This window comes from Granulicella sp. 5B5, from assembly GCF_014083945.1.
Lineage (GTDB): Bacteria > Acidobacteriota > Terriglobia > Terriglobales > Acidobacteriaceae > Granulicella.
The window spans coordinates 1,878,488-1,890,654 of the sequence record NZ_CP046444.1 but is presented as its reverse complement, the minus strand read 5'-3'; the positions used below and the strand labels follow the sequence as shown (position 1 = coordinate 1,890,654).

General features: G+C 61.4%; 6 protein-coding genes. 3 read left to right on the top strand and 3 right to left on the bottom strand.

The genetic code is table 11. The annotated features are described in order from the left end of the window. Window positions 1-142: 142 nt before the first annotated feature. Window positions 143-1,810: a CRTAC1 family protein gene (locus tag GOB94_RS07945; protein ID WP_255484355.1), complete on the top strand. Its 1,668-nt coding sequence runs from the start codon at window positions 143-145 to the stop codon at window positions 1,808-1,810. Between the two features lie 85 nt (window positions 1,811-1,895). Here GOB94_RS07945 and GOB94_RS07940 read toward each other — a convergent pair whose 3' ends face one another. The 3 genes from GOB94_RS07940 to GOB94_RS07930 form a co-directional block, all read right to left on the bottom strand. Beyond that, window positions 1,896-2,243, bottom strand: a complete 348-nt coding sequence (locus GOB94_RS07940) for a cytochrome c (protein ID WP_182278280.1) — start codon at window positions 2,241-2,243, stop codon at window positions 1,896-1,898. 81 nt (window positions 2,244-2,324) lie between these two features. Continuing rightward, window positions 2,325-4,664 carry a tetratricopeptide repeat protein gene (locus GOB94_RS07935; RefSeq protein WP_182278279.1) on the bottom strand — a complete coding sequence of 780 codons (2,340 nt, stop codon included), beginning with the start codon at window positions 4,662-4,664 and terminating at the stop codon, window positions 2,325-2,327. 303 nt (window positions 4,665-4,967) lie between these two features. Beyond that, window positions 4,968-6,860 carry a CRTAC1 family protein gene (locus tag GOB94_RS07930; RefSeq protein WP_182278278.1) on the bottom strand — a complete coding sequence of 631 codons (1,893 nt, stop codon included), beginning with the start codon at window positions 6,858-6,860 and terminating at the stop codon, window positions 4,968-4,970. Window positions 6,861-7,152: 292 nt separating this feature from the next. Between GOB94_RS07930 and GOB94_RS07925 the strand changes: the two genes are divergently transcribed. Then, window positions 7,153-8,343, top strand: a complete 1,191-nt coding sequence (locus tag GOB94_RS07925; protein WP_182278277.1) for a GntR family transcriptional regulator — start codon at window positions 7,153-7,155, stop codon at window positions 8,341-8,343. A 184-nt stretch (window positions 8,344-8,527) separates the two neighbouring features. Beyond that, window positions 8,528-12,133 carry a TonB-dependent receptor gene (locus GOB94_RS07920; protein ID WP_255484354.1) on the top strand — a complete coding sequence of 1,202 codons (3,606 nt, stop codon included), beginning with the start codon at window positions 8,528-8,530 and terminating at the stop codon, window positions 12,131-12,133. Window positions 12,134-12,167: the final 34 nt, after the last annotated feature.

Sequence of the window (12,167 nt, the reverse complement as noted above, 5' to 3'; positions counted from 1 at the left end):
CGCTCGCGCAAGAAGCAGGTTCCTCGCTGCGCTCGGAATGACAGAAAGAAAAGCAACGGCAAAAGCAAGAGCGGGTGCAGTGGCGCGGGCTTGTGCGGTTGTCGCTGTATTTTTGATGTTGTATGGGTTGTCGAGAGCGCAGATGCAGCAGAAGGTGTATCCGGCGAGCGCGGAACATCCGACGCCGGCGTGGTTTGTGGATGTGGCTGCGAAGGCGGGCATCCAGGTGATGAACGTGAATGGCAGTGCGACGAACAAGCGCTACATTGTGGAGGCGACGGGGTCGGGTGTTGCGATTATTGATTATGACCGCGATGGGTGGCCGGATATCTTTCTGGTGAATGGGCAGGAGCTGAAGGACGATGCCAAGGAGAAGAGTCCGCCGACGAGCCATCTGTTCCATAACAACCATGATGGGACCTTTACCGATGTGACGGCGAAGGCTGGGCTGATACAGACTGCGTGGGGGCAGGGGGTTTGTGTTGGGGACTATGACAACGATGGATGGGACGATCTCTACGTTACGGACTATGGGAAGAACCGGCTGTATCACAACAACGGCAATGGCACGTTTACCGATGTGGCCGAGCAGGCGGGCGTGGCTGGCACAGGCAAGGAGTGGGGCACGGGCTGCGCATTTGTGGACTATGACCGCGATGGCAAGCTCGACCTGATGGTGTCGAACTATGTGCACTTTGACCTTGCGACGACGCCTGCGCCGGGCGCGGATGCAGGTTGCATGTGGAAGGGAGCGCCGGTGATGTGCGGGCCGCGTGGGCTGCCGAGCGCGAAGAACATTCTGTATCACAATGAGGGCGGCGGCAAGTTTAAGGATGTAAGCGCGGCGAGCGGGATCGAGAAGACGTATGCGCATTACTGCTTCTCGGTGACGACGCTGGACTACAACGAAGATGGCTGGCCGGACATCTATGTGGCGTGCGACTCGACGCCTTCGGCGCTGTATAAGAACAACCACAATGGGACGTTCACGGATGTGGGTGCGGATGCGGGCGTGGCGTTCAATGAGGACGGTCGCGAACAGGCGGGGATGGGGTCGACCGCTGCGGACTACATTGGCGATGGGCACATCAGTTTGTTCAAGACGAACTTCTCAGACGATACGGCGACGCTGTATCGGAACCACGGCGATGGGTCGTTTGAGGATGTGACGTTTGCCGCGGGGTTGGGCAGGAACCTCGATGCGCTGGGTTGGGGGACGATGTTTACCGATGTGGACAATGACGGATTTCCTGACCTGCTGGTGGCGAACGGGCATGTGTATCCAGAGGTCGATAAGGACAATCTGGGGACGAAGTTCAAGGAGCCGCGGTTTTTGTACTGGAACCAGGGGAACGGGAAGTTCAAGGATGTGTCGCAGGTCAGTGGCCCGGGGATGACGGAGCCGCTATCAGGGCGCGGGCTGGCGGTGGGCGACCTGTGGAACGATGGGCGGTTGGAGGTGGTGGTGAACAACCTGAGCGAGCTGCCGTTGCTGCTGGTGAATGAGGCTTCGAACACGAACCATTGGCTGGGAGTGCGGCTGGTGGGTACGACGTCGAACCGCGATGGGATTGGGGCTCGGGTGACGGTGCGTGGCACGAAACGCTGCTGGGTGGATGAGGTGCGGAGCGGGTCGAGCTATTCGAGCTCAAGCGATTTGCGGTTGCACTTTGGGCTGGGCGCGGAGACGAAGATCGCTGCGATCGAGGTGCGGTGGCCGAATGGGGAGAGCGAGATGTTTGCGGTGGATGGTGTGGATCGGTTTGTGGAGCTGACCGAGGGGAAGGGGAAGCTGGCCGGAGCGAGGTAGTACGGAGGGAGGATCAAAGCCTTCCCGCCACGTTCGCGAAGTGGGCCAAGTTTCGCCACGGCCGTGTTGTCGGGTACGCAGGAAGTCAGTTGCTGTTGGGGTCGGTGGCGGCAGGTTTTGTGGGTGGAGGTGGTGGGATGATGTGTTTGCGTTTGGTGCGGAGGTAGGCGACGAGGTCGTCGATCTGCGGGGTGGAGAGAGAGTCGGCGAAGGCGGGCATGTCTTTGCTGCCGTCGTGAATCTGGGCGAAGATGCGGGCGGCGTTCATGCGCTTGCGGACGAGCTGTAGGTCGGGGCCGATCTCTCCGTTGACGCCGTCGGTGCCGTGGCAGTGGGCGCAGCCGCGGGTGGCGAAGAGCTCTGCCCCGCGGGCTCGCGCTGTGGAAGAGGCGGTGACGGTCTTTGGCTGATGGAGGACGAAAGCAAAGGCCAAAGCGCTCACGCAGAGTACGCAGAGTGAGCCATGTTTCGCAAAGGGAGTGTACACAGAGGACATTCTATAAGGGGCGCGGAGCTAGTGGCTGCCGCCCGTGACGGAGCCGGAGTCGCTGGCGGGGAGCATGGGGTTGAGCTCGTCGGCGCCGTGGTGGTCGAGGTCGTGGACATGCCAGGGGACGGACTCCTGCGCGATGTCGTGGTGCTTGCGGAGGTACTCGAGTGCGTAGGTGGAGGCGGTGGGGTCGTCTTTCTCGTCGGCGAAGTAGGCGGCCTCGACGGCGGCCTGGTCCTTGAGGTGCAGGCGGCGGTAGATGATGGCGAGGTTGTAGTGGGCGGCGAGGTTGTCGGGCGCGATGGACTGGACGAGCTCGTACTCGGTGCGGGCCTGCGCGTAGTTGTGGAGCTGATAGTAGGAGAAGCCGAGCTCGCGATGGGCGTCGAGAGAATCAGGGAAGGCGGCCGCGACTTTCTGCAGGTTGGCTATGGCCTCGTTGACGTCGCCGGAGTTGCGCTGCACGAGAGCAAGATAGTAAAGCGCGCGGGCATTGTCCTTTTTGAGCGCGAGCGATTTGTTGAGGTAGGGGACGGCGTCGTCGTACTTCTCCCAGGCGATGTAGGTGACGGCGATGTTGGTGGGCGGGTCGAAGTCGTCGGGGTGCATGGCGGCGACGCGCTCGAAGGCGGAGACGGCGGCGGCATACTGTTGCGCGTCGAGCAGGCCGATGCCGTAGTTGTTCCAACGCATCCATTCGGGGTTGACGGACTTGGGATCGGGATTGGGAATGGGGTCGTTTGAGCCGGACTTGAAGATGCGGGTGGTGGAGACCATGTCCACGATGGGTTGCTGCCAGTGGCCCTGGCCGATGGGGACGCTCATGCCGAAGTCCATGAAGTGCTGATCGAAGCGGCGGTAGCGGACGGTGGCAGTGACAGAGACAGGGCTGCCATCGCGGGGCATGGTGAAGGCGTAGCGGACGAGCTGCGAACGGCCGGACTGGACGGTGTTGTTGTAGGCGACGACGCGGTTGTCCCAGACTTGGTGGAGCGCGTTGAGGCTGCCCTGCTTGTTGATGAGGCGGTTGGTGAAGCTGTGCGCGGAGGGATCGAGCTCGTCGTCTTTGGGCTGAATCGCGCCGGACTCATAGAGGGTTTTGCCGGCGGTGTTCTTGACGGTGAAGTCGACCCAGGACTCGTACATATCGCGCTGCTCAGGGACGTGCGAGTGGCCGATGCCCTTGTTCTGGATGACGACGGAGACGACGACGCGTTGGCCGGCGTCGAGCGAGAACGGCACGGTGCCGAGAGGGGCGATGAGCTTGCCGTTCACGGAGTTTTCAGCGAGCTCGGCGGCGGGTGTGTTGAAGTTTTTAGGCTCTTTCTCGACGCCGAAGATGTCGACGTTGAAGACCTGGTTCTGGAGGAACTCGGTGACGAGGCGGGCCTGGTCAGGGTAGTGATAGATCTTGGGGATGGAGGTGTTGGCGCCGAGCCAGCGGTGGGAGACGATGGACTTGGGGCCGCCGTCGATGGACTTGGCACTGTAATCGGAGAGCGAGCCTATGGCCTCGCGCGCCATGTGGCACGTCTGGCAGGTGGAGACGACGGGCTTGTGATAGAAGGGCAGCGGCGATTGCTTGGCGAAGGAGGAGTTCTGCCACTCGTCATAGAGCGAGATGGCGCGCTGCCACTTGTAGTCGTTGAGCATTTTGGGGAGCGCGGCTTCGTGGCAGGCGGAGCAGAACTGGCTGGTCTTGTAGAAGGGCTTCATGACCGCGGCGGAGTGGCGGTCGAGGTGAGCGAGGATCTCCGCGTCGGAGACGGCGTGGTGGATGGGGTTGCCGTTTTCGTCGACCATGACGGCGGGGATACCCATGACGTAGCTGCCGGTGCCGCGCGTGGTGCCGGACTGGATGGAGTGGCAGACCATGCAGGTGACGCCGTCCTGGTCGTAGGGGCGGGTGCGCGGGGACCTCTCAGTGAGTGCGCCGGAGACGACGGAGATGGGGTCGTGGCAGCCTTCGCAGTGGCGGGTGTAGGCGATGCCTTTTTCAGCCGCGAGGAGGTTGACGTTGCGGAGGTAGTAGGGGACCCGGTTGGAGTTGGAGTGGGCGGACTCGCGCCACTGGGCGTGCGCGGCCTGATGGCAGTGGCCGCAGTAGGCGGCGGTGGGGAAGTCCTTGGGGTCGATGAAGGCGCCGGTGTCGGTGGTGGCGTTGGAGGGGTAGAAGGGGTGCTGTTCGCCGAACTTGTAGTTGTAGATGGCTGCGATCTTTTTGTTGTAGGCGGCACGGGCTTCGGCGTGGGTGTCGTCGTCGGTGGCGCGAGCGCGGACTGTGTGCGGGGCGAGAAGGATGGCCGTCGCAGCGGTGAGAAAAATTGCGGCGAGCAGCTTGCGGATTGAGAGGGCGAGCTTCATGGTGATTGCTTTGGAAGCGCTCCGGGGCTAAAGCCCCTTATCTTTCCTGGCATTGCTTTCGGACGGGCTAAAGCCCATCCCCTTCAAAACAGATTCTGCCCCACGCCTTGCGTGCATCCTGTGAACCCATCAACACTACATCGCAGATCGGATGGTTGTCAGCGAGCCGATGGGTGGATGTCTAGCTCCATCGAAAGGTGGAGTCTGTTGGAAGCATGCTGCGAAAAATACAGGGGTCTCTCCGCTGCGTCTCCGCTACGCTCCGCCTTCGGTCGAGATGACGAGCTTTTAGGGGCATGATTGTCATGGCTTGGCTGTGGGAGTCACGGCGGTGCCTTTGCCTTCGGTGAGGGTCTGGAGGCAGTCGATGGCGGGGATGGGGAAGGTTTCGACGCGGCCGCTGGGCCAGCGGACTTCGAGGGCGTCGACTTTGGTTGAGGAGCCGAGGCCGAAGTGGGGGCGCATGTCGGAGGTGGAGGCGAAGCTGCCACCGGAGAAGATGTCGCGGCGCTGCTTGATGCCGTTGGCGGTGAGGTAGAGGGTTGCGCCGATGGCGTCGCGTGAGGACTTGAGGCCGTCAGGGCCAAAGGGCTGGCCGCTGCCGATGAGGTGGAAGGCGACCCAGTGGTTATCGTTCTTGTCCACGTTGCGGAAGAGCGCGGGTACGGAGTCGATGTTGTTGACGACGGCGTCTACGCGGCCGTCGTTGAAGAGGTCGCCGACGGCGAGGCCGCGTGAGGTGTAGGTCTCGGCGAGTGCTGTGTCTTCGACGGCGGGCACGGGTGCGATTTTTTTGCCCTGCTCATTGTGGAAGAGCAGAGGGCGCTGCGCCCAGGTGGTGCCCCAGTTGTTGGCGTCGGCGTTGCGGTAGATGTGGCCGTCGACTTCGAGGAGGTCCTGCCAGCCGTCGTTGTCGTAGTCGAGGAAGGCGGTGCCCCAGCCGAGGAAGGGAATGGTGAGGGCAGCGATGTGGAGGTCGTCGGAGACGTCGGTGAAGTTGGCATCGCCGTCGTTGCGGTAGAGGACCTTGTAGTCGTCGGAGAAGGTGGTGTTGAAGATGTCGAGCTGGCCGTTGTTGCGGTAGTCGCCGACGGCGATGCCCATGCTGGCGGTCTCGCGGCCGTTCTTATCGAGCGCGTAGCCGGAGGGGTAGCTCTCGTCGTCGAAGGTGCCGTCGCCCTTGTTGATGTAGAGGTAGTTGGGGGTGGAGTCGTTGCCGACGAGGAGGTCGACGCGGCCGTCGTTGTTAACGTCGATGAAGAGCGAGGTGAGGCCATAGTAGCCGGGCTTGTCGGAGACGCCGGCGCGTTCGGAGACGTCGGTGAATGTGCCGTCGCCGTTGTTGTGGAAGAGATGATCGCCTTCGCCGGGCAGGCCGCGCGGACCGCAGATGGTCTTGACGCCGCGGTAGCTGCAGAAGGCGAGAGGAATGCCGTCGGAGGCGGTGGTCTGTTTGGAGAGGTCGTAGTGGACGTAGCCGGGGACGAAGAGGTCGAGGTTGCCGTCGCCGTCGTAGTCGCCCCAGGTGGCGCCGGTGGACCAGTTGCCGAGCTGGACGCCGGCCTTCTCGGCGACGTCGGTGAACGTGCCGTCGTGGTTGTTGTGATAGAGGCGGTTCTTGCCGAAGTTGGAGACATAGATGTCGGGCCAGCCGTCGTTGTCGTAGTCGGCGACTGCTGCTCCAAAACCCCAGCGATCGTTGGCGACGCCGGCCTTCTCGGTGACGTCAGTGAATGTGCCGTCGTGGTTGTTGTGGAAGAGGGCGGCGTGCGGGGGCATGGACTTGCTGTCGATGGCGGCCTGAGTGCTGCCGTTGACGAGGTAGATGTCGAGCCAGCCGTCGTTGTCGTAGTCGAGCAGGGCGACGCCGGAGCCGATGGACTCGAGGATGTAGCGCTTCTGGGGCGAGCCCATGACGTGGTGCCAGGTGGTGAGGCCGGCCTTCTTCGCGATGTCCTGAAAGATGATGGGGCCGGTTTTGACGGTGCCGCCCGCGGTGATGGGACGGTGCTCGGCGTCGAGGACCGGGGGGAAGACGCCGGCGTCGGCGGAACCACCCCTGGCGGCGGGCTGAGCGCCTTCCTGCGCCGAGCCCTTTTGGGACTCAAGCGGGGTCTGGGCCTGAAGATGGGCGGTATTCAGAAAGGAGGCTGCGGCGACGGCAACCAACGCATATCGGATTGCGTATTTGATCATAAGCAGAGCTGTAGGGTGCCTTCCAAGAGTGCCCGCCAAGCGTACAGTACCGAAAAACATCGTCATCATACGCTGCCAGAGCGGGGCCGTGCTTTTTCACGAAAAAACTCTGGTCAAAGGCAAAAGATAAGGGTAGTTTGAATAGGCTGTTAGTGCCGATTACCTTAGCTGTATTGCGTAAGTATATCTTCAAGCGACATATTATATTTGTGTCTCTCTCGACCTGTTCAGTGCGGGTGTCGATGCTTGACAGGGAAAGAATAGAACGAACTAAAAGGATTTAGTAAGCTCAATGAGCCCATCAGCCAGGAAGCAAAAGCCCCGCAAGACGCCGCCTGTCAGTGGTAAGGGCAAAGGGGGCGGCAGCCCGAGCCAGGATAGCTCGAGCGCGCCGCTGCACCGACTGATCTACGAACAGCTGCTGGAAGAGATCCAAACCGGTGTATACAAGCCAGGTGAACGTTTGCCGAGTGAGGCCCTGCTGTGCGAACGGTTCGGGGCTTCGCGCATCACGGTGGCCAAGGCGTTTCAAAATCTGCAGCGCGACAACCTGGTGCGGCGGCGGCCGGGGTCCGGGACATACGTGGAGAAGCCGGCGGAGCAGAGCTCGCTGAAGTTCGGGCTGCTGATCCCGGACCTGGGGAGCACGGACATCTTTGAGCCGATCTGCCAGGGGATCATGCGGTCGCCGGCGGCTCGGTCGCACTCGCTGACGTGGGGGCACCAGAACCTGGATGAGACAGACAAGCTGAAAGCGACCGAACGGCTGTGCCAGCAGTACATCGCGCAGAAGGTGGATGGCGTGTTCTTTGCGCCGACCGAGTATGCGGCGATGCGTGATGAGGCCAACTACCGGATGGCGGCGATGCTGCAGCGTGCGGGGATCGCCGTGGTGCTGCTGGACCGCGACTTTGAGCGGTATCCGGGGCGGTCAGGGTTCGACATGGTGGGGATCGACAACCACCGCGCGGGGTTTCTTCTGACCGAGCACCTGTTGAAGGCGGGGGCGAAGCGTATTTTGTTCGCAGTACGCCAGAACTCGGCTTCGACGGTGGAGGCGCGGATGGCGGGGTATCGCGAGGCGCTGTTTCGCGCGCAAGGAGACTGCGGAGCGTCAGTGGTCAGCGGGGACTTTGAGAATGCGAAGTTCGTGCAACAGGTGCTGAACCGCCATAAGCCGGACGGGATTGTCTGCGCGAATGACATTACCGCGGCGCGTTTGATGAAGACCCTGGTGTCGCTGGGCGTGAAGGTGCCAGAGGACATTCGGATGGTGGGTATCGACGATGTGAGTTATGCGAAGTTTCTGCCGACGCCGCTGACGACGCTGCGGCAGAACTGCGCGGAGATCGGCATTGTGGCGATGGACATGATGCTGGAGCGGCTGCGGCAGCCGGAGATGCCGGTGCGCGAGGTGCTGGTGCGCTGCGAACTGGTGGTGAGGGAGTCGTGTGGGATGAGTTCTTTGGCAAGTAGCAAGTAGCGGGCGAATCAAACCGAGTGCCGGTTGAAGATGCAGGTTTTGACTTCGCAAGGCAATGCTCATACGACGAATAGGGATGTGGAAACGTTCTGGATCGGATAGGGATTTACATCGAGCGTTCATCATTGTGTGAACGGACTGTAATGGACAGACCTCTAACATTGCGACCATGATCAAAAAATGTTTGTCTTTTCTTTGGATGGCTGGTGTTGTGCTGCTGTTGAGTACGCTGAGTGCGCGAGTGTATGCGCAGTATGACAATGGCAGCCTTGTGGGCACGATCAAGGACGCGACAGGTGCGCCGATTCCCGGTGCGAGCGTGACGATCACCAACACTGCAACGGCAATTGCAACAATGACAAAGACGAACGCGACGGGGCAGTACACGGCCCCCGAGCTGAAGGTGGGCACGTATAACGTGTCGGCGACGGCGGCAGGATTTGGCGATGCCGTGGCGCAGAACATTGCGATCAGCGTAGGTGGCCGCCAGAACATCGACCTGACACTGCAGGTGGGTGGGGCGACGGCGTCGGTGGAGGTGAGCGACGTGACGCTGCAGGCCGAGACGCAGGAGAGCCAGCGCGATCAGACGATCACGAACTACCAGAGCGAGGCGTTCCCGCTGGTGACGCGTAACTACAGCGACCTGCTGGCACTGATTCCGGGATCGCGGCAGGCGCCGACGGCGGCGCTGACGAGCTCGGTGAACTCGCTGCTGCGTGCGGGGTCGTTCAACGTGAACGGCGAACGGTCGATGTTCAACAACTTCCTGCTGGACGGCATCGACAACAATGCGTACGGCGAGTCGAACCAGGGTTTCGATAACCAGATCATCGCGGTGCCGCCGGACTCGGTGGCGCAGTTCAGCGTAGTGACGAACAACGAGAGCGCGGAGTATGGGCGCAGCTCGGGCGCAACGATCAACGTGGCGTCGCAGAGCGGAACGAACCAGTTCCACGCTACGGTATATGAGTTCATCCGTAACACGGACCTGAACGCAGCGGGGTTCTTCAAGCCGACGGTGGTGGGCGGTACAGGCATCACGACCGCGTTCAAGAAGCCGACGTTTAACCGCAACCAGTTTGGGTTCAATGTGGGCGGCCCGATCATCAAGAACAAGCTGTTCTTCTTTCTGGACTATGAGGGCTTCCGGCAGGTGCTGAAGCCGTTGAGCGTGCTGACGCTGCCCTCGCAGAACGAGCTGAACGGCGTTCTGGTGCAGCCGGTGCGGAACCCGCTGACCGGCAACATCTATCAGGCTGGGCAGGCAATTCCGACCAACGCGATCAATCCGCTGTCGCTGCAGATTTTGAGCTACTTCAAGCAGATTGAAGGCGCGTTGCCGGCGACTGGTATCCAGACGGCTTCGACGGCGAACGGCGTGACGGGCCTGGCTTCGAACGACTATGCGGTGCAGGTGCCGTTTACTGACAACGCCGACAAGGGCGACCTGCGCTTCGACTGGCAGAACACGCCGAACCGCTCGTTCTTCCTGCGTATCAGTGATCGCAAGGAAAACGGCGTGAACGATGCTGCGATCCCCATTCCGCTGGATGGGCAGACGAACGGTCACATCCGCATCCTCGACCAGCAGATTGCGCTGGGCGTGACGCAGCTGTTCGGTTCGAACAAGGTGCTGGACGCGCGTCTTGGGCTGGACCGCACGAAGGCCGGCAAGTACAACCTCTCGATCGGCAACACGGCATTCAACAACATCCCCGGCCTGCCGACGACGAACCCTGTGGTTGCGGGTGGTCTGCCTTCGATCGGCATCAGCGGCTTCACGGGCTTCGGGCGGCAGAGCACCAATCCGCAGTGGCAGGACCCCGCGCTCGCCGATCCGAAGGTGAACTTTACCTGGGTGAAGGGCAATCACACACTGAAGTTCGGCTATGAGTATGAGCGGGTGTGGATGGCGGTGAACGACAACAATCCTTTGTATGGGTCGTTCTCGTATAGCGGCGGTTACAGCGTGTGCCCGGCAGCAACGTATGGGCCTGCTTGCGCGACCAACAGCACGGGCACAGCGTCGGCGACGAGCGCCGTCTCGGATACATACTGGGCGGACTTTCTGTTTGGGCTGACCAACCAGTATTCGCTGGCGAACTTCTATGAAGCGCATCTGACGCGGAACATGCACAACATCTATGCGCAGGACGACTGGAAGGCACTGCCGAACCTGACGCTGAACATCGGTCTGCGCTGGGAGTATGCTTCGCCGTATGCCGATCTGTACAACCGGATCTCGAACTTCGACCCGACCACACAGACGGTGTTGACGACCACGCCGGGTGCTGTTGCCGGTAACGGCATCACGCCGGTTTCTTACGGCGGGACGTACGGCAAGACGCTGGTGAATCCGGACTATGACGACTTCGCGCCGCGCATCGGTTTTGCGTACGCAGTGGACCCGAAGACGGCGATCCGCGGCGGCTTCGGCATCAGCTATGCGCACTACACGCGCGCCGGTTCGGGCGACATCCTGGGGATCAACGCACCGCAGGCACAGTTTGCGTCGGTGACGCAGGCCACAACGCCCACAAATACTCCAACGGCCGCCAACCATTGCTCCTCGCCGCTGCCGGCGCAGATTATCGCACCGGGTGGGACGACGCCGAGCTGCTACGCGACGGCTGACCAGGGCTTCCCGAGCGGCTTGGTGACGAGCTTCAACTCGGCAACGGACAACATCACGTACGTCCCGAAGAACACCAAAGACAGCTACGTGGAGAGCTACTACCTGAGCGTGCAGCGGCAGCTGTTCAAGAACTCGCTGCTGGACATTGCATATGTGGGTAACCACGGGCTCAAACTTGAGGGCTTCCTGAACGCGAACCAGCTAAACCCGGCGGTGATTACGAATGGTGCGTTCACGCGGCCGTATGCGAACTGGCCTTCGGACATTACCGAGGCGCTGAATGAGTTCTACTCGAACTTCAACTCGCTGCAGGTGAAGTATGAGCAGCGTATGGTGGCTGGGTTGACGCTGCTGAACTCATTTACGTGGGAGCACTCGCTGGACAATGCGAGCGCTTCGCTGGAGGGCAACACGCCTTCGCCGCAGAACGGGTTCAACATCGCGGCCGACTATGCGCAGTCGGACTACAACCTGCCCGTCTCGAACATCACGAGCCTGGTGTATGACCTTCCCTTCGGCCATGGAGCACGCTACCTGAGCCATGGCGGCGCGCTGAATGAGGTGGTTGGCGGATGGCAGGTGAGCGCGATCAACACGACGCAGGCCGGCACGCCGTTCAACGTCACCTACTCGCCGAACTCCTCGCAGGCTGTGAGCCCGCAGATCGCGGCGACCTACCGCGGTGCGAACGAGTACCGTCCGGACAAGGTGCCAGGGCAGTCGGTGACACAGGGCGTGAAGAACCGCGCGGCGAACACGGGGTATGTGAACTACATCAACCCGAATGCGTTCGTGCTGCCTCCGATCAAGGACGGTGCGGGCAATCTGCTGAGCCCGTTCGGTAATGCGAGCCGCAACCCCGGCCGCACGCCGCCGTTCAACGAGACGGACCTGACGCTGAACAAGAAGTTTGCAACGCCGATCGAGCAGGTGAAGGTGGAGTTCCGCACGGAGTTCTATAACCTCTTCAACCACACGAACTACTACCTGCCGGGCGGCATCAGTGCCTCGCAGGGAACGACGACGGCGGTAGTGGGTGCGGGCGGTTCGGTCCCGGTGTCGGCCATCACGGCGGCGCCTTCGACCAATGGTCAGATCACCAGCACATATTCGCCGCGCGTGATCCAGTTTGGGTTGAAGATTTTGTATTAGAAAGCAAGTAGCAAGTAGTGAGTGTAAGAACAAG

Bases quoted from the DNA above. Each gene is read 5' to 3' on its own strand.
- GOB94_RS07945 (WP_255484355.1), top strand. From the start codon at position 143: ATGCAGCAGAAGGTGTATCCGGCGAGCGCGGAACATCCGACGCCGGCG.
- GOB94_RS07935 (WP_182278279.1), bottom strand. From the start codon at position 4,664: ATGAAGCTCGCCCTCTCAATCCGCAAGCTGCTCGCCGCAATTTTTCTC.
- GOB94_RS07930 (WP_182278278.1), bottom strand. From the start codon at position 6,860: ATGATCAAATACGCAATCCGATATGCGTTGGTTGCCGTCGCCGCAGCC.
- GOB94_RS07925 (WP_182278277.1), top strand. From the start codon at position 7,153: ATGAGCCCATCAGCCAGGAAGCAAAAGCCCCGCAAGACGCCGCCTGTC.